Source organism: Tahibacter harae (genome assembly GCF_024437735.1).
Lineage (GTDB): Bacteria > Pseudomonadota > Gammaproteobacteria > Xanthomonadales > Rhodanobacteraceae > Tahibacter > Tahibacter harae.
Genome location: NZ_JANFQO010000015.1, coordinates 105,698 through 127,438, shown reverse-complemented (window position 1 = coordinate 127,438; position 21,741 = coordinate 105,698). Strand labels below are relative to the sequence as shown.

General features: G+C 64.4%; 14 protein-coding genes and 3 pseudogenes. 12 read left to right on the top strand and 5 right to left on the bottom strand.

Annotated features, from left to right (window positions below):
* Nucleotide 1: 1 nt before the first annotated feature.
* From NM961_RS16235 to guaA, 4 genes are all read left to right on the top strand, one after another.
* Nucleotides 2-505 (top strand): TRAP transporter small permease, encoded by a 504-nt coding sequence (locus NM961_RS16235; protein WP_255915460.1) that lies wholly within the window; start codon nucleotides 2-4, stop codon nucleotides 503-505.
* Nucleotides 502-1,776: a TRAP transporter large permease gene (locus tag NM961_RS16230; RefSeq protein WP_255915459.1), complete on the top strand. Its 1,275-nt coding sequence runs from the start codon at nucleotides 502-504 to the stop codon at nucleotides 1,774-1,776. Before NM961_RS16235 ends, NM961_RS16230 begins: the two co-directional genes overlap by 4 nt.
* Nucleotides 1,777-2,486: 710 nt before the next feature.
* Nucleotides 2,487-3,944, top strand: coding sequence for an IMP dehydrogenase (guaB, locus tag NM961_RS16225; RefSeq protein WP_255915458.1), 1,458 nt, complete (start codon nucleotides 2,487-2,489; stop codon nucleotides 3,942-3,944).
* Nucleotides 3,945-4,023: 79 nt separating this feature from the next.
* Nucleotides 4,024-5,667 carry a glutamine-hydrolyzing GMP synthase gene (gene guaA / locus NM961_RS16220; RefSeq protein ID WP_255915457.1) on the top strand — a complete coding sequence of 548 codons (1,644 nt, stop codon included), beginning with the start codon at nucleotides 4,024-4,026 and terminating at the stop codon, nucleotides 5,665-5,667.
* An 81-nt stretch (nucleotides 5,668-5,748) separates the two neighbouring features.
* Here the strand turns inward: guaA and NM961_RS16215 are convergent, their stop codons facing one another.
* Nucleotides 5,749-5,976, bottom strand: a complete 228-nt coding sequence (locus NM961_RS16215) for a hypothetical protein (RefSeq protein ID WP_255915456.1) — start codon at nucleotides 5,974-5,976, stop codon at nucleotides 5,749-5,751.
* Between NM961_RS16215 and NM961_RS16210 the strand changes: the two are divergent.
* Nucleotides 5,969-6,524: pseudogene (locus NM961_RS16210) on the top strand (tyrosine-type recombinase/integrase); the annotation flags it as partial. The gene NM961_RS16215 and the pseudogene NM961_RS16210 overlap by 8 nt on opposite strands.
* A 150-nt stretch (nucleotides 6,525-6,674) precedes the next feature.
* On the opposite strand, the pseudogene NM961_RS16205 reads toward NM961_RS16210, so the two are convergent.
* A pseudogene (locus NM961_RS16205) lies at nucleotides 6,675-6,929 on the bottom strand (ATP-binding protein); the annotation flags it as partial.
* A gap of 202 nt (nucleotides 6,930-7,131) precedes the next feature.
* Here NM961_RS16205 and mads1 point away from each other — a divergent pair.
* The 6 genes and pseudogenes from mads1 to NM961_RS16175 all read left to right on the top strand — a co-directional run bounded on the left by mads1 (nucleotide 7,132) and on the right by NM961_RS16175 (nucleotide 15,329).
* Nucleotides 7,132-7,332: a methylation-associated defense system helix-turn-helix domain-containing protein MAD1 gene (mads1, locus tag NM961_RS16200; RefSeq protein ID WP_255915455.1), complete on the top strand. Its 201-nt coding sequence runs from the start codon at nucleotides 7,132-7,134 to the stop codon at nucleotides 7,330-7,332.
* Nucleotides 7,333-7,390: 58 nt separating this feature from the next.
* On the top strand, nucleotides 7,391-10,174 hold the full coding sequence (locus NM961_RS16195; protein ID WP_255915454.1) for a class I SAM-dependent DNA methyltransferase: 2,784 nt from the start codon (nucleotides 7,391-7,393) through the stop codon (nucleotides 10,172-10,174).
* On the top strand, nucleotides 10,171-12,225 hold the full coding sequence (locus tag NM961_RS16190) for a DEAD/DEAH box helicase (protein WP_255915453.1): 2,055 nt from the start codon (nucleotides 10,171-10,173) through the stop codon (nucleotides 12,223-12,225). Before NM961_RS16195 ends, NM961_RS16190 begins: the two co-directional genes overlap by 4 nt.
* Nucleotides 12,218-13,402, top strand: coding sequence for a GIY-YIG nuclease family protein (locus NM961_RS16185; RefSeq protein ID WP_255915452.1), 1,185 nt, complete (start codon nucleotides 12,218-12,220; stop codon nucleotides 13,400-13,402). Before NM961_RS16190 ends, NM961_RS16185 begins: the two co-directional genes overlap by 8 nt.
* Before the next feature lie 106 nt (nucleotides 13,403-13,508).
* Nucleotides 13,509-14,640, top strand: a pseudogene (locus NM961_RS16180) (IS3 family transposase).
* A gap of 29 nt (nucleotides 14,641-14,669) precedes the next feature.
* The gene (locus NM961_RS16175) at nucleotides 14,670-15,329 is read left to right on the top strand and encodes a hypothetical protein (RefSeq protein ID WP_255915451.1); all 660 of its coding nucleotides are present in this window, start codon (nucleotides 14,670-14,672) and stop codon (nucleotides 15,327-15,329) included.
* A gap of 289 nt (nucleotides 15,330-15,618) precedes the next feature.
* On the opposite strand, the gene NM961_RS16170 is transcribed toward NM961_RS16175, so the two are convergent.
* The gene (locus tag NM961_RS16170; protein WP_255915450.1) at nucleotides 15,619-16,116 is read right to left on the bottom strand and encodes a DUF4274 domain-containing protein; all 498 of its coding nucleotides are present in this window, start codon (nucleotides 16,114-16,116) and stop codon (nucleotides 15,619-15,621) included.
* A 175-nt stretch (nucleotides 16,117-16,291) separates the two neighbouring features.
* Here NM961_RS16170 and NM961_RS16165 point away from each other — a divergent pair, with 175 nt between their 5' ends.
* On the top strand, nucleotides 16,292-17,038 hold the full coding sequence (locus NM961_RS16165) for a fused MFS/spermidine synthase (protein ID WP_255915449.1): 747 nt from the start codon (nucleotides 16,292-16,294) through the stop codon (nucleotides 17,036-17,038).
* Nucleotides 17,039-17,053: 15 nt separating this feature from the next.
* On the opposite strand, the gene NM961_RS16160 is transcribed toward NM961_RS16165, so the two are convergent.
* Nucleotides 17,054-18,832, bottom strand: a complete 1,779-nt coding sequence (locus NM961_RS16160; protein ID WP_255915448.1) for a gluzincin family metallopeptidase — start codon at nucleotides 18,830-18,832, stop codon at nucleotides 17,054-17,056.
* A gap of 4 nt (nucleotides 18,833-18,836) precedes the next feature.
* Nucleotides 18,837-21,740: a caspase family protein gene (locus NM961_RS16155; protein WP_255915447.1), complete on the bottom strand. Its 2,904-nt coding sequence runs from the start codon at nucleotides 21,738-21,740 to the stop codon at nucleotides 18,837-18,839.
* Between the last annotated feature and the right edge of the window lies 1 nt (nucleotide 21,741).

Sequence of the window (21,741 nt, the reverse complement as noted above, 5' to 3'; positions counted from 1 at the left end):
CATGAGCACGGGATTCCAGCGCAATCTGGCGCGCCTGCACCGCTTCGAGGACTGGGTGCTGACCGTGCTGGTGATCGGCATGGTGCTGCTGGCCGGCGCGCAGATTCTGCTGCGCAACCTGTTCGACGGCGGCTTCCCCTGGGCCGAGCCGGTGTTGCGCGCGCTGGTGCTGTGGAGCGCGATGCTGGGCGCGGTCATCGCCACCCGCGAGGACCAGCACATCGGCCTGGATTTCATCGCCCGCTTCGTCGGCGGGATGAAGCTGCGCGTCGCCCGTTTCATCGCGCTGGCCTTCGCCGCCGCGCTGTGCGCGCTGATGGCCTGGCACAGCTGGGCCCTGGTCCAGCTGGATCTGGAAGGCGGCACCGAAGGCGTGCTCGGCATTCCGGCCTGGGCGCTGGAACTGATACTGCCGCTGGGCTTCGCCCTGATGGCCGTGCGTTTTCTGATCCGCTCGCTGCTGCCGCCCAGGGCGCATGAAGTCCTGCCGGAGGCCGGCGCATGATCTGGCTCATCGTCGGCATCCTGATCCTGCTCGCGGCCCTGGGCGCGCCGCTGTTCGCCGTGCTTGGCGCCATCGCCCTGATCGGCTTCTACAGCGCCGGCCAGGAAGGCATCGCGGTCGCGGTGGAGTTCTACCGCCTGTCCGACATGCCGGCGCTGATCGCGATTCCACTGTTCACCCTGGCCGGCTACATCCTGGCCGAAAGCAAGACGCCGCAGCGCCTGGTGCGCCTGACCAACGCCCTGGTCGGCTGGATGCCCGGCGGCCTGGCCATCGTCGCCGTGCTGGCCTGCACGCTCTTTACCGCGTTCACCGGCGCCACCGGCGTGACCATCATCGCCCTGGGCGCCGTGCTCTATCCGGCCCTGCGCCAGGCCCAGTACGGCGAGAAATTCAGCCTGGGCCTGCTCACGGCCTCGGGCAGCCTGGGGCTGCTGCTGGTGCCGTCCATGCCGCTGATCCTCTACGGCGTGGTCGCGCAGCAGTTCCAGCCGGTGAGCATAGATGCACTGTTCAAGGCCGGCGTGCTGCCGTGTCTGCTGATGGTCGTGATGCTCGGCGTCTACAGCGCCTGGCATGTGCGCGATGTGGCCCGGCCGCAGCGCGCGACGCTTGGCGAACTCGGCGCTGCACTGAAGGACGCCGCCTGGGAAATCCCGCTGCCGTTCGTGATCCTGATCGGCATCTACTCCGGCAAGCTGGCCGCCTCCGAAGCCGCCGCCGCCACCGCGCTGTACGTGCTGCTGGTGACGGTGCTGATCCGGCGCGAGATCAAGCTCGGCGAACTGCCGCGGGTGATCCGCCATGCGATGGTGCTGGTCGGCGGCATTCTCGTGATCCTGGGTTTCTCCCTGGCGCTGACGAACTGGCTGATCGATGCGGAAGTGCCGGAGAAACTGTTCCAGTTCCTGCGCACGCACATCCCGGAAAGCAATCCGTTCCTGTTCCTGCTGGCGCTGAACCTGTTCCTGCTGGTGTTCGGCATGCTGCTGGAAGGCTTTCCGGCGATCATCCTGCTGGTGCCGCTGGTGTTGCCGGTGGCGGTGCGCTACGGGATCGATCCGGTGCATCTGGGCATCATTTTCCTGGCCAACCTGCAGCTCGGCATTTTCCTGCCGCCGCTGGGGATCAATCTGTATATCGCCTCGGCGCGGTTCCGGCAGCCGGTGATGACCTTGGTGCGGGCGGCGGTGCCGTTCTTTCTGATCATGTTGGCGGCTACGTTGATCATTACTTACTGGCCGGGGTTGTCGCTTTGGCTGGCGCGGTGATTGTTGTTTTTTGCTTTTGCTGACAGATGGCGCTGATGTGTTGGCCAGGCCTGCGGGGACGGTTGTGAGTCTTCGCGGACGCCTAGGGCGGGAATTGTTTTAACGCAGTTTCGTCCGCCTGCGGCGGCCGACCTACTTTCTTTTGCTTGTGCAAAAGAAAGTAGGCAAAGAAAACACACCCCAGAAGCCGCGCCCTGCGGGCATCCTGCCCTCCGGGTGCGCGAGGCGGCTCCGGGGTCGGCCGAAGGGCCATCCTGGCCCAACGGCCGACTCGCGCCCATCCCTGGGCGCGACCCGCGCGATGCGCGGGCTGGTCCTACGCCGCCTCGCCGCGGCTTATGGGGCCCCGGTAGAGCGGCGCACATCCGTGTGCGCAGAAGCAACGGCAACGGCAACAGCAACGGCAACAGCAAGGGCGCAAGCCAGGTACGGCAGGGGCAATTGCCGTTGCGTTTTCAAAGCGCTGCAGGTGCTCTGCAAATTGCGGGAATATTCCATCCCCCAAGCGCAACGCGCTTGGGGGGAGGGAGGGTGAGGGCCAGCGCATCGGCAGTTATCGCCGCCCGGTTTTTGCGTGCCCTGCGTGTACGGACATTTGCGCCCTTCGCGCAGGGACCAATTCCCGCGACCCTCGCCCAACCAATCCTCAAGTTATTTGAGCCGCGCCCCGCTTCCCGTATAATCCCGTTTTTGCGACGGTCCATAAGCGTATGCGCATCCTCGCCGAAGCCCTGACGTTCGACGACGTCTCGCTGGTTCCTGCCTACTCCAACGTCCTGCCCAAGGACGTCAACCTTTCCACCCGATTGACCCGCGGCATCCGGCTGAACATTCCGGTCCTCGCCGCCGCCATGGATACCGTCACCGAAGCACGCCTGGCCATCACCATGGCCCAGTGCGGCGGCATGGGCATCATCCACAAGAACATGCCGGTGGAACGCCAGGCGGCGGAAGTCCGCCTGGTGAAGAAGTTCGAGGCGGGCGTGATCCGCGATCCGATCACGGTGACGCCGGAAACCTCGATCCGCGAAGTGATGCAGATCGTGCGGGCGCGCAATATCTCCGGCGTGCCGGTGGTGGACGGCGAGCAGCTGGTCGGCATCGTCACCAACCGCGACCTGCGTTTCGAGAAGAAGCCCGACGATCCGGTGCGCCACATCATGACGCGCAAGGAACGCCTGGTCACGGTCAACGAAGGTGCGCACGAGGAAGAAGTCCTCGCCCTGCTGCACAAGCACCGCATCGAGAAAGTCCTGGTCGTCGACGATGGTTTCCGCCTGCGCGGCCTGATCACGGTCAAGGACATCCAGAAAGCGCGCGACAATCCCAACGCCGCCAAGGACAAGCACGAACGCCTGCGCGTGGGCGCGGCGGTCGGCGTCGGCGGCGATACCGAAGAGCGTGTCGCCGCCCTGGTCGAGGCCGGCGTCGATGTGCTCGTGGTCGATACGGCCCACGGCCATTCCCAGGGCGTGCTGGACCGCGTCGCCTGGGTCAAGAAGAATTTCCCCGAGATGCAGGTCATCGGCGGCAACATCGTCACCGGCGACGCGGCGCGCGCGCTGGTCGATGCGGGCGCCGACGCGGTCAAGGTCGGCGTGGGCCCGGGCTCCATCTGCACCACGCGCATGATCGCCGGCGTCGGCGTGCCGCAGATCTCGGCGGTCAGCATGGTGGCCGAGGCGCTGCGCGACAGCAACGTGCCGCTGATCGCCGACGGCGGCATCCGCTATTCGGGCGATATCGCCAAGGCGCTGGTCGCCGGTGCGTCCTGCGTGATGATCGGCGGCATGTTCGCCGGCACCGAGGAAGCCCCGGGCGAGGTCGAGCTGTACCAGGGCCGCTCCTACAAGAGCTACCGCGGCATGGGTTCGCTGGGCGCCATGCAGAAGGGCTCCAAGGACCGCTATTTCCAGGACGAGGCCGATACCGACAAGCTGGTCCCCGAAGGTATCGAAGGCCGCGTGCCCTACCGCGGGCCGCTGCGCAACATCGTGCACCAGCTGGTCGGCGGGCTGCGCGCTTCCATGGGCTATGTCGGCTGCGCCACGGTGGACGAACTGCGCATCAAGCCGCAGTTCGTGCGCATCACCAGCGCCGGCGTGCGCGAATCGCATGTGCACGACGTGGCGATCACCAAGGAAGCGCCGAACTACCGCCTGGATTGAAGACGAGCTTGGGGACCTGCGGGTCCCCAAATTTTTTCCACCGGCGCCGCGCGCCGTTTTCGTACCGGTTTTCTCAGTTATGCAAAACATCCACAACGACAAAATTCTCATCCTGGATTTCGGCGCCCAGTACACCCAGCTGATCGCGCGGCGCATCCGCGAGATCGGCGTGTATTGCGAGATCTGGGCCTGGGACCACGATCCGGCCGAGATCCCGGCGTTCGCGCCCAGGGCGGTGATCCTGTCGGGCGGGCCGGAATCGGTGACCGAGGAAAATTCGCCGCGCGCGCCGCAGCAGGTGTTCGACCTGGGCGTGCCGGTGCTGGGCATCTGCTACGGCATGCAGACCCTGGCCGAACAGCTCGGCGGCAAGGTCGAAGGTGGCCATCACCGCGAATTCGGCTATGCCCAGGTCAAGGCCGATCTTTCCTGCGAACTGTTCCGCGGCCTGCGCAGCGACAGCGGCAGCCTGCCGGCCTATGGCGAAGGTGAATCGTGGATGGGCGCGCAGGGGCCTGCCGCGGCGGCGGAAGCGGCTCCCGGGCACGCCGCGCTGGATGTGTGGATGTCCCATGGCGACCGCGTCGTCACGCTGCCGCCGGGCTTCCGCGCCGTCGGCGCCACCGGATCGCTGGCCTACGCGGCCATGGCCGACGAAAGCCGCCGCTACTACGGCGTGCAATTCCATCCCGAAGTGACCCATACCAAGCAGGGCGCGGAGCTGCTGCGCCGCTTCGTAGTGGATATCGCCGGCTGTGCCACCTTGTGGACCGCGGCCAACATCATCGACGACGCTGCCGCGCGCGTGCGCGCCCAGGTCGGCTCGGACAAGGTGCTGCTGGGCCTGTCCGGCGGCGTGGATTCCTCCGTCGTCGCAGCCCTGCTCAAGCGCGCCATCGGCGACCAGCTCGTCTGCGTATTCGTCGACACCGGCCTGCTGCGCTGGAAGGAAGGCGACCAGGTCATGGCCACCATGGCCGAGCACATGGGCGTCAACGTGATCCGCGTCAACGCCGCCGAACGCTACTTTGCCGCCCTGGCGGGGGTGCAAGATCCCGAAGCCAAGCGCAAGATCATCGGCCGCCTGTTCGTCGAGATCTTCGAAGAAGAATCGGCCAAGCTCACCGACGTCAAATGGCTGGCCCAGGGCACCATCTATCCCGACGTGATCGAGTCGGCCGGCTCCAAGACCGGCAAGGCCCACGTCATCAAGAGCCACCACAATGTCGGCGGACTGCCCGAGCACATGAAGCTCGGCCTGGTCGAACCGCTGCGCGAACTGTTCAAGGATGAAGTGCGCCGCCTGGGCGTGGAACTCGGCCTGCCGCGCGAAATGGTCTACCGCCACCCGTTCCCGGGCCCCGGCCTGGGCGTGCGCGTGCTCGGCGAGGTCAAGGCCGAATACGTGGAACTGCTGCAGCGCGCCGACGACATCTTCATCCGCGAACTGCGCGCCCACGGCCTCTACGACAAGACCAGCCAGGCCTTCGCCGTCTTCCTGCCGGTCAAGTCCGTCGGCGTGGTCGGCGACGCCCGCGCTTACGAATGGGTCATCGCCCTGCGCGCCGTGGAAACCATCGACTTCATGACAGCGCATTGGGCGCATCTGCCCTACGAATTCCTCGGCGCTGTCTCCACGCGCATCATCAACGAACTGCATGGGGTTTCGCGGGTGGTCTACGACATCAGCGGGAAGCCGCCGGCGACGATCGAGTGGGAGTGAATTAGCGTCCTTCGAGAATTATCGCCGGCCATCGAAAAACTACCACAGCACATTGATTTATAGGGAAATTTATCGCGGCAGCTATCGGTGGCTATCGCCGGCCAGCAGAACAGATTGGCGGTAGCGTTGGCGGTGAGAAACGAAGGTCGGATTCGGACCCTCCCGTTCACTATCCAGACCAAAGCCGTCTTTGACGGTAAAAGTCTTCTTGGGAAAGTTGGTTTTATGCGGCTTTCCGAGCATCAGCAGGTCTCTTGGCCCCTGACGGTAAAAGCCGTCACGAGCAGGAGGAAAAACCTCGATGCTCACCGACACTGCGCTGCGTAACCTCAAGCTTAAGTCCAAGACCTACAAGGCTTTTGACCGCGATGGCATGTACGTGACGGTATCGCCCGTCGGTACCGTCACCTTCCGCTACGATTATCCTCTCAACATTCGCCGCGAGACGCTGACCATTGGCCGTTATGGGCCGGCGGGCATCTCGTTGGCGCTGGCGCGTGAAAAGCTGATCGACGCCAGGAAGGCCGCCGCTCAAGGTAAGTCCCCGCGCTGGAGAAACAGCGCGAGAAGCGCCGCCAGACTGCCGCCAAGACCTTCGGTGAAGTGACCGAGAATTGGCCGGTGGGCGCCCGGATGGCTGATAGCACGAAGGCGATGCGCAAGAGCATCGTCGATCGGGACATCTGCCGGCTTTCCGAAATCGGCAGCTCAACGAAATCACTGCCGATGACCTGCGCGCGCTGTGCAACAAGGTGAAGGCGCGCGGGGCGCCTGCCATTGCGAGGCACATCCGCGACATCGTGAAGCAGGTCTATGCCTTCGCCATCCTGCATGGCGAGGAGGTGGACAACCCGGCCGGGCTTGGGTGATGGGCTTAGTCAGTGAATAAAGCAGGCAATGCAGCAACGCGCTGCCTTTCTCGTCGAACAGGGGCTGGCTGTCACGGCAACTCAATTCTGACCCACCCCGGCAGTTGAATTCTGACCCGCCGGCTGCGTGGTTTTGGCTTACTGCTTCATGGAAGGCAGTGTCATCGACCGGCCGATGACGCTGGCTTTGCGCTTGTCCTTGAGCCGGTAGCTTTTGCCGCGAATCTGCACGACGTGAGCGCGGTGAAGCAATCGGTCGAGCATGGCCGAAGTCAGCGCGGCATTGCCGCCGAAGACCGCTTCCGAGTCGCCGAAGGACAGGTTGCTGGTGAGGATGACCGAACCGGCTTCGTAGCGTTTGGCGATGAGCTGAAAGAACAGGTTGGCCTGCTTGACGTCAACCATCTGCACTCTGACGGCTAAAGCACGTGACCTTGCCGTCGCGCCAATGACGTTAGCCTGCCGCAACGTGCTGCGACGGCCGAACTTGTGGCCTCCTGCCCATGAGATTCGGGGTTCATTTGGGTGGATCGAATGGTAGATTTGGCCAAACTTTGGAAGACTTCGTCGTTTGACGCCAAGCGAGCCGCCTGACATGAACGAACCCGATAGCGAAATTCTCACGCTGGACGAAGTGGCGGTCTATCTCAAGGCAGGGAAGAAGACCGTCTACCGGCTGGCCCAGCAGGGGGAGATGCCGGGATTCAAGCTGGGCGGCATCTGGCGGTTTCGTCGCAGCGAGTTGGATCGCTGGATTGCCGCACAGATAGCCGAGAAAACGCAGGATAAGACATGAGCGCCGCGCAGAACGACAGCGGTCAGGTCGCCACGCCCCGAAGGAGGGCTGCACGCCCATGAATGCCGTAGAAATCGAACAAGCCATCACCGATCTCGCGGAGCAGCCTTTTGACCCCGCAGAGTTCCCCTATGCATTCCTTGAAGCCTTCGGCAACAAGGCGACGACCATCAAGCGCCTGCGCGCGGGGGCATCGAACAAGTCCGATCTCGGCGGTGTTCTCCAGACCAGCAACATCCACATCCTGACCTGCGACGCAGGGCGGGTGACCCAGACGCTGGCCGTCCTCAAGTCCAGTCCGGCCACAACCAAGGCCAAGGCGAAGTTCATCCTCGCCACCGACGGCGTAGATTTCGAGGCCGAAGACCTGACCAGCGGCGATACAGTCGCCTGCGCCTTTAAAGATTTTCCCGACCACTTCGGCTTCTTCCTGCCGCTGGCGGGCATCAGCACGGTTCGCCAGATCAGCGAAAACGCCTTCGACATTCGGGCCACCAGCCGCCTGAATCGCCTGTACGTCGAACTGCTGAAAGACAACCCTGAATGGGGCACGGCAGAGCGTCGCCACGACATGAATAACCTCATGGCGAGACTGATTTTCTGCTTCTTCGCCGAGGACACGGACATCTTCATCGGCAAGGGCCGCTTCACCGAAACCGTCGCGCAGATGAGCGCGAAGGACTCGTCCAACACGCACGAGGTCATCGCCACGTTGTTCCGTGCCATGAACACCAAGCGCGAGGACCGGGCCGCCACCAAGATTCCCCGATGGGCCGAAGACTTCCCCTACGTCAACGGGCAGTTGTTCTCTGGTGGCGACGAGGTGCCGCGATTCAGCAAGATCGCCCGGTCCTACCTGTTACACGTCGGCGGGTTGGACTGGACCAAGATCAACCCTGACATCTTCGGCTCGATGATCCAGGCCGTCGCTGAGGACGAGGAGCGCGGCGAGTTGGGAATGCACTACACCAGTGTTCCCAATATCCTGAAGGTGCTGAACCCGCTGTTTCTCGACGACCTGCGTGCAAAGCTGGAAGAGGCGGGCGACAACCCGCGTACTTTGCTCAACCTGCGCAAGCGCATGGCGAGGATCAGAGTCTTCGACCCGGCTTGCGGTTCAGGCAACTTCTTGGTCATCGCCTACAAGGAAATGCGCGCAATCGAGGCCGAGATCAACCGGCGGCGCGGTGAGCAGGATCACGCATCAGAAATCCCGGTCACCAACTTTCGCGGGATCGAGCTGCGCGACTTCCCGGCAGAAATTGCGCGCCTCGCGCTGGTCATCGCTGAGTACCAGTGCGACGTGCTGTACCGGGGGCAGAAGCTGGCCTTGGCCGAGTTCCTGCCCCTGCGCAACGAGAACTGGATCACTTGTGGCAATGCGTTGCGGCTCGACTGGTTGAGCATTTGCCCCACGACTGGGACGGGCGTAAGGGTGCAAGCCGACGATTTGTTCGGCTCCCCGCTCGATCAAGCTGAGATAGATTTTGCTAACACAGGCGGTGAGACATACATCTGCGGCAACCCGCCATACAAAGGAACGAAGAACCAATCCGCCTCCGAGAAGGAAGACTTGCGTAGCGTCTTTGACGGATTTACAAGGCGCAGCGGAACGCTCGATTATGTTGCGGGTTGGTTTTTGAAGGCCGCGGTTTACGCAAGTCACACCAAAGCGGATTTCGCGTTTGTTACTACCAACTCTATCTGCCAAGGTGGACAGGTTCCTGTGCTTTGGCCGGTGCTATTCGATCTCGGATGTGAGATTAAGTTTGCTTATCAGTCTTTCAAGTGGCGTAACCTCGCCAGTCAGAACGCTGTAGTGACCGTGATCATTGTCGGTGTTTCGCGAAATGCAGGTTCTGTAAGACGGCTGTTTCAGGTCGGTCAGGACAAAAATAATACCGAGCTCACGACCAACCTAATTGGTCCCTATCTAATTCCGGGATCTGACGTAATTGTGGAGGGCCGCACGAGTCCGCTTTCCAGCATAGCGCCAATGCAACTTGGGAATGCGCCATATGACGGTGGGAATCTAATTTTGGAACGAGGTGAAGCGGACAGGGTCGGTCTCAGCCAGCACGATCAAGAAAGGTGGCTGCGCGATCTTTGGGGTTCTACAGAGGTTATTAACGGCAGCCCGAGGAAGTGTATTTGGATCGAGGAAGCTAGCCTATCAGATGCGATGGAGAACTCGGTCATTCGTGGGCGCATTGAAGCAGTAAGGGCGATGCGCTGCGCTAGCACGGATGCTGGCACTCGCGCCATGGCGGATAGGCCTCATCAATTCAGAGAGATGAATTCTGGTGCCAAGAGCACTCTAGTTATTCCTATACGAAGTTCGGAGTTCAGGCCTTATCTGCCAGTGGATTTGGTCGACCCAAACTGTTGCGTAACCAATCTGGCGTACGCTATTTATGATGGCCCTCTAATGAACTTGGCAATCATTGCTTCTCGATTGCACTTGGTTTGGATTGGGGCGGTTTGTGGTCGGATGAAGACCGACTTCAGTTATTCCAACAAAATGGGTTGGCATACCTTTCCCATCTTAACTCTTACCGACAAAAACAAAACTGACCTCACGCGCTGCGCCGAGGACATTTTGCTGGCGCGGGAACATCACTTCCCAGCCACCATCGCCGATCTCTACGATCCCGAGAATATGCCTGCCGACTTGCGGGCGGCACATGACCGCAACGACGAAGTGCTGGAGCGCATCTACATCGGTCGGCGCTTCAGGAACGACACCGAGCGGCTGGAAAAGCTGTTTGACCTCTATACCAAGATGACCGCTTCTGCTGCACCGGACAAAGGTAAGAAGCGCAAAGCGGGAGCCAACGCATGAGCGACAACATCAAGTCCGTACCGTCCGTTTCCGTCACCTACGCCCGCAACGGTGCGTCGACCAAGGCCAATGCTCTTGGGATGAGGCCCATGCAGGAGAGAGCCTACGAAAAGCGGGGCGAACAATACCTTCTTATCAAGTCGCCGCCCGCATCGGGCAAGAGCCGCGCGCTGATGTTCGTGGCACTCGACAAGCTCAAGAATCAAGGCTTGAAGCAGGCCATTATCGTTGTGCCGGAGAAGTCCATCGGTGCCAGCTTTAACGACGAGCCGCTGTCGAAGTGCGGTTTCTGGTCCGACTGGCACGTCGAACCCCAGTGGAACCTGTGCAACGCGCCGGGCAATGACAACGGCGGTAAGGTCAAGTCGCTGGGCGCATTCCTTGAAGGCGACGATAAGGTGCTGGTCTGCACCCATGCAACCTTCCGCTTCGCGGTCGATGCTTACGGCGTGGAGGCGTTCGATGACCGACTGATCGCGGTCGATGAGTTCCACCATGTTTCGGCGAACCCGGACAACAAGCTCGGCTTGCACCTAGGGCAGTTCTTCGCGCGGGGCAAGACGCACATCGTTGCCATGACCGGCTCCTACTTTCGTGGTGACGCTGAGGCTGTGCTTGCGCCGCAGGATGAGTCGAAGTTCGATACCGTCACCTACACCTACTACGAGCAGCTCAACGGCTACGAATACCTCAAGCAACTCGACATCGGCTATTTCTTCTACAGTGGGCCTTACGTCGATGACATCCTCAATGTCCTCGATTCCGCCGAGAAGACCATCATTCACATCCCGAATGTCAATTCGCGCGAGAGCACGAAGGACAAGATGCGGGAAGTGGAGCACATCATCGAGGCGCTGGGTGAATGGCAAGGCATCGACCCAGCGACCGGCTTCCAACGTGTCAAGCGCCCCGATGGCCGCGTGCTGCGGATCGCCGATCTCGTCGATGACGATGCCGCCAAGCGCGACCGCGTGTCCGCCTCGCTCAAAGACCCGGCGCAGAAGAACAACCGCGACCATGTGGACATCATCATCGCGCTGGGCATGGCGAAGGAGGGCTTCGACTGGATTTGGTGCGAACACGCCCTGACCGTGGGCTACCGCGCCAGCCTGACCGAGATCGTTCAGATCATCGGCCGTGCAACCCGCGACGCGCCTGGTAAGACCCGCGCGAGGTTCACCAACCTGATCGCCGAACCGGACGCGGCCGAGGAAGCTGTTACCGAGGCCGTCAACGATACGTTGAAGGCCATAGCAGCCAGCTTGCTGATGGAGCAGGTTCTTGCTCCGCGCTTTGAGTTCAAGCCCAAGAACCCCGACAGCGGCCCGACGCCGGGCTTTGACTACGGGGAAGGTGGCTACGACGCGGCCCGCTGCAATGTCGGTGTCAATGAGCAGACAGGGGCTTACCAAATCGAGATCAAGGGCCTCGCCGAGCCCAAGAGCAAGGAGGCAGCGCGAATCTGTCAGGAAGACCTGAACGAAGTGATCGCGGCCTTCGTGCAAGACAAGCCCACCATCGAGCGCGGCCTGTTCGATGAGGAGCTGGTACCCGAGGAACTGACGCAGGTTCGCATGGGCAAGATCATCAAGGACAAGTATCCCCAGCTTGACGCCGAGGATCAGGAGGCCGTGCGTCAGCACGCCATTGCTGCCCTCAACCTCACGCAGCAGGCCAAGCGGCTAGTCACCGAAAGTGAGAGCGACGGGTCACCCAACACCGCCCTGATCGACGGCGTGCGCCGCTTCGCGATGGACGTGCGCGAGCTGGACATCGACCTCATCGACCGCATCAACCCCTTCGGCGAAGCCTACGCCATCCTCGCCAAGACTATGAGCGAGGACAGCTTGAAGCAGGTTGCGGCGGCCATCTCGGCCAAGCGCACGAGCCTGACGCCGGACGAGGCGAAGGAGATGGCTGTTCGCGCCGTTCAGTTCAAGAAGGAGCGCGGACGCATTCCTGCACTCGATTCCCAGGATGCCTGGGAGCGACGCATGGCCGAAGGCGCGGCCGCCTTTATGCGATTCAAGGCGGAGGGGCGCTATGAGTAACTCCGATCTTGACGAACTCGCTGCAGAGCTTGCCGAGTTCGCATCACCCGAGACGAAGGGCGGACGTCCAGCCAGTGAGGAGCGCGTCGTCGCGGGCTTCGAGGAAATCCAACGCTTCACCGAGAAGCACGGGCGTGCGCCGCAGCATGGTGAGGATCACGACATATTCGAGCGCCTCTACGCCGTGCGCCTGGACCGCTTGCGTGCGCTCCCGGACTGCCGCGCCCTGCTTGAGCCGCTGGACTATCAGGGCTTGCTTGCCGCTGCGCCAGCCACTGCCGTTCCGGGAGATGAGGCCATCGATATCGACGACCTGGCTGCCGAGTTGGCGGGCGTAGCCGAGGCGGACGACATCACGGTACTACGCCATGTCCGCACCAGCGCCGACAAGCGCGCAGCCGAGGAGATCGCGGATCGCAAGCCCTGCGAGGACTTCGAGACCTTTCGACCCTTGTTCGAGCGCGTGCAAGCGGAGGTCAAAACCGGTATGCGCCAGTCGCAGCCCATCGAAGCGGGCCGCCGCGCGATTGAGGCCGGGGACTTTTTCGTTCTCGATGGCATTACGCTCTACGTTGCCGAGGTCGGCGAGCCATTGAAGACCACCGCCGGGGAAGTGGACCGCCGCCTGCGCCTCATCTTCTCCAACGGCACCGAGAGCAATCTGCTGCTGCGCTCGCTCCAGCGAGCGTTCTACAACGACCCTGCCGCGCGGCGGCTGGCCTCGCCCGAGAGCGGGCAACTCTCCTTCGGCGGGGAGCTTGAAGCCGATGATGTCGAAAGCGGCACGATCTACGTCCTGCGCTCCCTCTCCGATCATCCCTATGTCGCGCAGCACCGCGAGATCATCCACAAGGTCGGCGTGACCGGGGGCAGGGTGGAGACGCGCATCGCCAACGCCGAACACGACTCCACCTACCTGCTGGCGAAGGTCGAAGTGGTGGCAACCTACAAGCTCGCGGGCATCAACCGCACTCGGATGGAGAACCTGTTCCATAGGCTATTCGCGCCCGCGCGGTTAGACATCACCATCAACGACCGCTTCGGCCACCCCGTGCAGCCCGAGGAATGGTTTCTCGTTCCGCTGTTCGTGATCGACGAGGCCGTCGCGCGCATCAAGGATGGCAGCATCACCGACTACATCTACGATCCCAGCGCTGCGAAGTTGGTGAAGGCATAGGACAGCCCAAGTGCATGAATAGCCCTGGCCGCCTGCCAGGATGTGACCTGCCCCCGCTGAGCCGTACCAACTGAAGCTGTAAAGTCCGTCAATCACGAGGACGGACATGAAGAAGAGTCGCTTCACCACCGAGCAAATCATCGGGTTCATCAAGCAAGCAGAAGCTGGCATGGCTGTCGCGGAGCTCGCGCGCCAGCATGGCCTCAGTCCTGCCAGCTTCTACAGCTGGCGGGCGAAGTACGGCGGCATGGAAGGCGAAGACGCCAAGCGCCTGAAGGAATTGGAGGCCGAGAGCAATCGGCTGAAGCGCCTGTTGGCCGGAGCGCACCTGGACATCGAAGGGCTGAAGATCGGCTTTGGGGCAAAGCGCTAGCCCCGCAACGCAAGCGCGAGGCGGTTCGTCGCATGCTTGAACTCACGACGTTGAGCGAGCGACGAGCCTGCCGCCTTGCGGGGCTATCCCGCGATGCCTTCCGTCATCCGCCTCAGCCAACGGCCGCCACGCAAGGCTGTCGGCCCGGATCATCGAGCTGGCGCAAGTTCGCCGCAGATTTGGCTACCGCCGTCTGCACGACTTGCTGCGTCTGGAGTTTCCGAGCGTGAACCACAAGAAGATCTACCGCCTATACCAAGAGGCGAATTTGGCTGTGCGCCGCCGCAAGAAAGCCAAGCGCCCCACCAGCGAGCGCCAACCGCTCACGCCGGCCAATAGCCCGAACGCGGTATGGAGCATGGATTTTGTCAGCGACACCTTGGCTAGCAGTCGCCAGCTGAAGTGCCTGACGGTCGCTGATGACTTCAGCCACGAATGCGTCGACATTGCCGTCGATCACGGCATCAGCGGCGCCTACGTAGTGCATGTACTGGACCAGGCCGCCTGCTTTCGCGGTTACCCGCGTGCTGTGCGAACCGACGACGGCCCTGAGTTCACCAGTCGAGCTTTCATCGCCTGGACGCAACGACATGGCATCGAACATTTGCTGATTCAGCCGGGCCGTCCCATGCAGAACGGCTACGTCGAGAGCTTCAACGGAAAGTTCCGCGACGAATGCCTCAACGAACACGGGTTCACTTCGCTGGCTCAAGCTCGCGATGTCATCGCGACATAGCGGCGTGACTACAACGAAGTGCGGCCACACAGCAGTTGTAGACGCGTTCCACCGGCACAGTTCGCCGCCAATCACCGAGCACAGCAAGCTAGCAACGCAGTACCTTTCAACTCCGGGCTTTGTCAGTAATCATTGGTACGGCAGGTGGGGGCAGGTCAGTGGCTGAGGCCGCGCACCGCCAGGTCATCGTCTTCGCGCATGATCTTGCGTTCCTGTTCGAGCTGAATCGCGCAGCGGATGATGCTCAGCCCAAGCCGCCGGTGGCGATTAGCTCCATCGGCCGGGGCGCTGACAAGGCAGGCTTCTGCCGCAGCGAGCCGCCATTCAAAGCGCGTCGGGTCAGTGACATCACCACAAGTCTGAGCAATCAGCTTGCGGGTGAACGCTACCATTTCGAGCAGGGCAATCTCGACGAGTGGCGCAAGTCCGTTAAATCCATCGCCGCGACGTTGCGCGATACGTGGGAGATCGCGGTTGAAGAAGCTGTCGGGCACGTCATCCGGCGACTGTCCAACGAAGTGAAGACGCCTGGCTTGGTCAAGCTGACCGCGATCACGGTTCCCGACTGCGAGGCCATGCGGGACGGATTTGGTCGCTGTTCCGAGCTGCTGCACAGCGCCGCCGCTGCGTTGAGCCGTCCTCTGCCGAGGCCAGAGACACTGACTGCAGAGATTGATACCTTGGCGGCCTGGGCGGACAGCCTTCGGCAGCGTCAGGGCTGCGAAGTTGCCCTGAATCCTTGGCGTCATCCAAGTGCTGTGGAGTTGAGCGTGGTATTGTTCATGGTACTTACAGAGCGGCCATTAGTAAGGCATTGATATATATGGTTGTTTTTCGGCTATTTATGATCAAGTGGGAGTGAAGACCGTCCTGCGGGCCGCCACGCGCTGTTGAAAAACACCGTAATGTTTCAGCGCCTGCGTCCGGCGGCCTGGTCGGAACGCAGACTTCGGTATCGCCGGGCCGCGCGCCGGTTGCTTCGCGGAAAGCAACGCCACGGCGCTCAGGAAGTCCGCGGATCGCCCGGGCGATGCTTTCCTGTCGCCAGCGGTTCGCGGGGCGACGGCAATCGATGAGGCGGCAGACGCAGGGGGCAAGGGCGCTGCATCAGTGCGGCGTGTCTGCCGCGATGCCGGTGCGCAACGGGTGCAGCAGCGGCAAGCCGGGATGGGGGGCGCGGATCTGCGCCAGCCCTGTTGCGTCCAGCGCTAGGGCAGCCGGGTCGTAGGCAACGGCGTGGTGGCGAAAACCGTGCGGATAGCGCTGTTCTATCGCCGTCAGCACGGCATCGGCATTCCAGCGCGGTGGTTCCAGCGCCGTATCGGCGCGGGCCTGGGCATCGGCCAGCAGTTCGTGGAATTGCCAGTAGAGATACAGCGCCGTGCCGGCATCGCAATGCGGATGCGCGACCACGGCGTGCAGCGGCTCGAAGCCGTCGTTGACGTTGTAGCGGAGGCTGAAGCGGTGTAGTTGCTCCGCGCAGTACAGTGCGGCGACAGCACCGGCCTGGGCGTCGTAGTCCAGGTTCAGCGCGGCTCCACGGGGCAGGGCGGCATAGCGGGCGGCATGCGGCCAGTGTAGAGCAGGTGCGCCGATCAAGCGCACCGGCGCGGTGGCTTCGCCGCGGCAGGTGTTCCGCCAGGGCGGACGCCGCGGCGGCTTCGCCGCAGCAAGTGCGCCGGCCGGGCGGCGCGCCGCGCGCCGCCGGTGCGGGGAAGCCGCTGTCCATCCGTTATGCTGCCCGCCGCCCTCCGCCGCCGCCCTCCGCCGCCGCTTCGCCATGCCGCCCAAGCCGTACATCGTCGACACCGAAACCACCCGTTCGCTGCATTTCGGCCCGGAGCTGATCCAGAGCCGCATGCTCAAGCGCGAGCCGGATACGCTGGTGTTCGACTACACCCGCACCATGATGGGCTTCCTGCTGTTCCTGCCGCAGCCGCGGCAGGTGGCGATGATCGGATTGGGCGGAGGCTCGCTGGCCAAGTTCTGTCACCGCTTCCTGCCGCAGGCGCGCATCGAGGTCGTGGAGATAGACGCGGACGTGATCGCCTTGCGCGATGAATTCCACGTGCCGCGCAACGACCGCCGTTTCAGCGTGCGCATGGACGACGGCGCGCGCTTCGTGGCGGCGGTGCGGCGGCGCTTCGATGTGATCCTGCTCGACGGCTACGACGCGGCCGGCATGCCGGCGCGGCTGGCGGCGGCAAGCTTCGTCGAGGACTGCCGCGGCGCGCTCAGGCGCGGTGGTCTGCTGGTGGTGAATCTGGCGCGCGACGATCCCAACCTGGAGCGTTTCCGCCAGCGCCTGCGCCGCCATTTCGACGGCGCCGTGCTGGGCGTGGACGATGCCGAACAGGGCAATCACATCCTGTTCGCCGGCACGCCGCTGCGCCGGCGCGTGGGCGAGATCAGCCGGCCGGCGGCGCTGCCGGCCGCGGCCTGGGCGCAGCTGGTATTGCCCTGCGCGCGCCTGCGCCGGGCGCAGCATGCGGCGCTGGAGGCCGGTGCGTTGCAGCCCGGCGGCTAGCAAGGCCGCCACGCCTCAGCAGCAGGGCAGATGCAGTGCATGCAGCGCCCGGCTCGCCGCGCGGTTCACATCTGCCGGCTCATCCGCCTGGAACAGCCCCGCATGGCGCAGGCCGGCGCCATCGAGATAGCGGCGCGTCGCGGCGATGCGGCTGGCGCTGCGTGGATCCTTCCAGATCACATAGCGCAGCTTTCCTTCGCCGCTCACGATCAGGGTGCAGCCGCCGGGAAACCAGCCAATGTCCGGATCGCGCCGCCATTGCAGCAGTTCTATGCCGAATTCGGCAGTCAGTTCGCCGGCTGGGCTGATGCGGTTGATCGCGCGTATGCTCTCGATCCGCAACTGTTCGCCGCGCACGTCCGGCTGCGTCAGGCTCAAGGCCGCCAGGGACTCGCCGTTGTCGCGCAGGAAATCGCGCACGCATTCGGCGCGGCGCCAGGAAAGCGGCGGCTCGTCCGGGCCCGGGCGGCGCGGCAGCGCCGCCAGGCGCTCCAGGGCGCCGGCCTTGAGATCGCGCGCCAGCGGCAGTTCCTCGGCATCGCGCCAGAGCAGCTCCTTCTCGTCCAGCGCCTGCACGTTGGAGACCGGAATGCCATAGCGGCGGAAGGCGTAGACCAGGGCTTCGCGGTAATGCCACGGATCGTCGGGCACCAGTTCGTAGTCGGCCGTGATCATGGCGCGCAGGAACTCGCCGAAATCCACGTCCACCGGCGGCAGGTAGTCCAGCGCGCGGATGACGATGTTGAGGAACTGGCCGGCGAGTTCGCAGGCGGTCTTGCTGAGCTGGTCGAACAGCAGCGGATGCGATGAAAGTGTGGAAAAACCCGCTGCCACCCGGCGCCATTTTTCGGTCTTGCGCAGGTATACGTTGCGGAAGGCCTCGAACACGGCCGACAGCAGCAGCGAGCCGCGCGCATGCGGCAGCAGCGCGTTGGCGTAGTTGACCGGCGAGGGTGCGTCGCTGTCCTCGGCCACGGGATCGAGAATGGAGGTGCGCAGCGGGCCGCCCAGCCCGCTGCCCTGGCCGAACTGGCGGCCTATCTGGATCAGGCGCGGATCGTCCAGGTTGCCGTCGTAGCGGGCGATGGCATCGCGCACGAGATCGTAATGGGTGAAATGGGCGAACAGCGCGATCAGGTCGGCGAAACCTTCGTGCAGCGCCAGTACGTCGGGATTGGTCGGCAGCAGCAAGTGGCTGCGCTGGCCGTCGAGCAGGGCATGCGCCATCTCGTGCACGACGATGTCGTGGGACAGCGCGGTGCAGACCAGGGCGCCGCGCTGGTTGGCGCCGGGCGCATCCACGTTCTGGCGGAACCAGCCGAAGCGCAGCGCCTGCTTTTCGCGGTCGTAATAGGCGTTGGCTTCTTCCATCGCGTTGGGTTGCAGCTGCAGCCTGCCGGCAAAGGCGAACTCGGGCTCGCGCCCGAGGGCGCGGCGGAAGCGCTCCAGCGTCCAGCTGCACACCGCGTAGGTCATCTGCTGGGCGAAGCAGGGATCCGTCATCGACGGGCTGAGGCCGGCGCGGGCGGCGACCTGCACGCTGTCCAGGTCGGCCGCGCGCAGCCGGGTCGCATCGAAGGGGCCGGGCAGCAGATCCACGCTCAGGCGCCGGCCGCGCATCTGCGGCAGCGGCTCGAACGGCAGATCGATCTGGGTGATCTGGCCGTCGCGCTGGCGCAGCGCCGGATCTACGGCGTAGATCTGCAGGCGGCGGCGCTCGCGCACGTTGGACGTCGCCACGGGCGCATCGGCCAGGCGCGCGGCGATGAGGATGTCGTCGTCGGCCAGTTGCATGAGGTCAGCCCTGCAAGGCCCGCAGGCCGCTGGCGGCCTGCTCCAGCAGCTGGGCGATGCGCGCCAGTTCGCCGCCGCGGTCCTGCGCCGCGGCGGTGCCGGCCGGAGCGGGCAGCAGGCGCTGGTGCGGATTGCAGCCCGGCATCAGGCCGGGGTTCTGGCGCGAGCCCGGCGGGAAGGTGCGCTGCACCGCGGCGACGAAGGCGGCCGCGCTCCAGCCTTCGGCGGCGGCGCGTGCCAGCAGCGGCACGGCGCAGCGGGTGAAATCGCCGGAGGCATTGGTTTCGTAGGCGTATTCGCTGTCCTGGCAGGCAGCCAGATGCAGCCAGCCCACCGGCGTGTTAACGCGGCTGCGCGGCGGCAGCGCGGCGCGCTGGCGCGCGCGGGCCGCGTACATCTGCGCGTCCGCCGGCAGCAGGCGCACGCGCTCGTCCGCGCCCGCGGCGCGGCCCAGGGCCGGAGCGAAGCGGCTGGCCGACAGCGAGTGGCACAGGTCGAAGAACAGGGTCAGCCGCGCATCCGCCGGCAGCGGCCGCAGCAGCTGCTGCAGTTCATCATCCAGCAGGCAGCCGTTGTCGCGGAAATCCACCGGCACCACGGCCTGGTCTGAGCCGGAGGCTTCATCGCCGGAGACATCGTCGAACACGGTGCCGTGGCTGGCGATCTGCAGCACCAGCCAGTCGCCGCTGCGCGCCTCGCGCACCAGTTCGGCGATGCGCGCGGCGAGGTTGGCGCGGGTGGCCTCGGCATCGTGCAGATAGCGCACAGCGAAGCCCAGCGCCTGCAGCGCCTGGCCCCAGCTGCGGCTGTCGCCGACGCAGCCGCTGAGCGGCGCGGTGGGATAGGCGTCTATGCCTACGCACAGGGCGATGCGCCGGCCGCCGGCGGCTGCGGCGCGCGCCGGCGGAGCAGCGTCGGAAAGCTCCTGTGCGGCGCGCTTTTTATCGTCGGCCGGGATCCAGCGCCGGTACTCGCTTTGTCCGGGAAGCGCCTGGCCAAGGATGCGTGCGGCGACGGAGTTCATCGTCGCCGGATCGTTGTCGAAGCCGCCGTGGGTGCGCGATTCAGTCACGTGCAGACGGCGGCCGCCGTCGCTGAAGTCGACCTGGCCTGGCGCGGCGGCGCCGGGCGGGAAGGCGCGCGCGATCGGGCTGCCGGCCTGGGCGCGTTCTTTCTCCAGATAGCTGGCCATGCCGAGGATACCGGGGTTGTTGCGCTCGCAGGCTTCGTCGACGAAATACAGCAGGGATTTGCGATAGATCCCGGCCACGCTGTCGTCGCGCTCGCGCCGGTCGTCCATGGTGTAGAGCCAGGTCTGGCGGATTTCGCGTTTGGCGATGGGGCCGGCCAGATGATCCTCGAAGGTGTCCAGGCGCACGGCGGGTGCGAGCAGATGCAGCGATTCGATGCTGACCTCGTCCTTGAGGTTGCGCTGTCGGATCAGATCCAGCAGCAGCGGCAGGAAATGGCAGTGATAGATCGATCCGGCGCTGTGGCCCAGCGCGTGCAACTGCACCTTGCGCCGCTGCGCGTATTCGCCCAGGCGCTCAAACAAGGCCAGGGCGAACAGGCGCGCGCCGCCGGCAACGCCGCGCGGCACCCGGGCCGGCGGTGCGGCATCTTCCAGTTGGCGGAAGCGGGCATGCCAGTCGGCGGCGCTGCACAGCTCCGCATTGATCTTCATGCGGTCCCACAGCAGGCGCGCCAGCGGCCCCGCGGTTTTCTCGATCAGCCAGTCGCCCAGGCCGCGGCCGGTTTCCAGTTCGCGCTTGTTGCGCAGCAGGCTTTCAAGGAAGCCGGATTCCCAGGTCATGAAGAATGGAAAGACGCCCAGCGCCTGCTGCCACCAGGGCTGGTGCGCCAGTGCATAGTCGAGCGAGTCGCGTTCCGCCACAAGGCCTCCGTGCAGATGGATCAGGATGCGCAGCGGCGCCTCCGGCGCAAGCCGGCGTTCGAATTGGTCGAGCTTGTTGAAAAAACCATGCTCCAGTTCATCCTGGCTGGTGAAGAAGCTGCCGGCTTTACCGTCCTGCACCGGCGATTCCAGCAGCAGGCCGCGCGCGGTATTGACCACGTGGCCGAACAGCGGCGCGTAGCGCGGATCGATCGCGCCGCGGCCGCCGGAAGCCAGTCCGGCGAGGTTGCGCGCCAGTTCGGCCGTGGTCACGCGGGCGGCATGGTCCTCGGGAATTTCCAGCGCCGGCGCCGGTGTGCGCGGCACGCCATGCGCGGCGCGCTCGCGCCCGGCCGCAACGGCGGCACGCAGCGATGGCGGCAGCTGGTGCAGCGGCAGCGGCAGCGCCGGGGATGCGGTTGCAGCAAGTTTCTCCGCCCGCCTGGTGAATTTCTGCAGCAGTTCTTGTTCCAGCCGGTTGCTCTTGTCATTCTGCACGGTCAGGCTGGTGCCCGGGCAGTACGTGCCGCTGCCGTGCATCTGCGCGTGGGACAGCACCGGGATCCACGCGCCGCTGGTCCGGCCGGCCTGGTGCAGCAGCAGCGCGACCACGTCGATCAGGGCCTGTTCCTGGGCGCCGACCAGCTTGTCCTTGCGGTCGTCGAAGTTGCCGACCAGCACGATCATGAACGGGCCTTCGTGCGTGTCGCCATTCCACGACGGCGCGCCTTCGGCGGCCGGCGCGGCGCAACTGGCTGGCGGCAGTTCCCAGTCGCGTCCCGGCCAGATGCCGCCGGCGGGATCGATGGTCAGGTGTTGGGCCATATCGCCCTGGCCGCGCTCCACGCCGTGCAGCTGGCGCAGGGCGAGCAGACTTGCTTCGCCGCGCCATTGCGCCTGGGACAGCATGCCGGTGTGGTGCAGATGCACGCTGCTGATGCGCCGCCGCGGCGGCGCCTGGTGCAGCAGCAGCGCGAAATCGGTGATGTCCAGGCAGTGCAGGGTGGTGGCCATG

Excerpts from the sequence above, each read along its gene's own strand:
- NM961_RS16230 (WP_255915459.1), top strand. The coding sequence starts at position 502 with ATGATCTGGCTCATCGTCGGCATCCTGATCCTGCTCGCGGCCCTGGGC.
- NM961_RS16190 (WP_255915453.1), top strand. The coding sequence starts at position 10,171 with ATGAGCGACAACATCAAGTCCGTACCGTCCGTTTCCGTCACCTACGCC.
- NM961_RS16160 (WP_255915448.1), bottom strand. The coding sequence starts at position 18,832 with ATGCAACTGGCCGACGACGACATCCTCATCGCCGCGCGCCTGGCCGAT.
- mads1 (WP_255915455.1), top strand. The coding sequence starts at position 7,132 with ATGAACGAACCCGATAGCGAAATTCTCACGCTGGACGAAGTGGCGGTC.
- NM961_RS16235 (WP_255915460.1), top strand. The coding sequence starts at position 2 with ATGAGCACGGGATTCCAGCGCAATCTGGCGCGCCTGCACCGCTTCGAG.
- NM961_RS16195 (WP_255915454.1), top strand. The coding sequence starts at position 7,391 with ATGAATGCCGTAGAAATCGAACAAGCCATCACCGATCTCGCGGAGCAG.
- NM961_RS16185 (WP_255915452.1), top strand. The coding sequence starts at position 12,218 with ATGAGTAACTCCGATCTTGACGAACTCGCTGCAGAGCTTGCCGAGTTC.
- NM961_RS16165 (WP_255915449.1), top strand. The coding sequence starts at position 16,292 with ATGCCGCCCAAGCCGTACATCGTCGACACCGAAACCACCCGTTCGCTG.
- guaA (WP_255915457.1), top strand. The coding sequence starts at position 4,024 with ATGCAAAACATCCACAACGACAAAATTCTCATCCTGGATTTCGGCGCC.
- guaB (WP_255915458.1), top strand. The coding sequence starts at position 2,487 with ATGCGCATCCTCGCCGAAGCCCTGACGTTCGACGACGTCTCGCTGGTT.
- NM961_RS16155 (WP_255915447.1), bottom strand. The coding sequence starts at position 21,740 with ATGGCCACCACCCTGCACTGCCTGGACATCACCGATTTCGCGCTGCTG.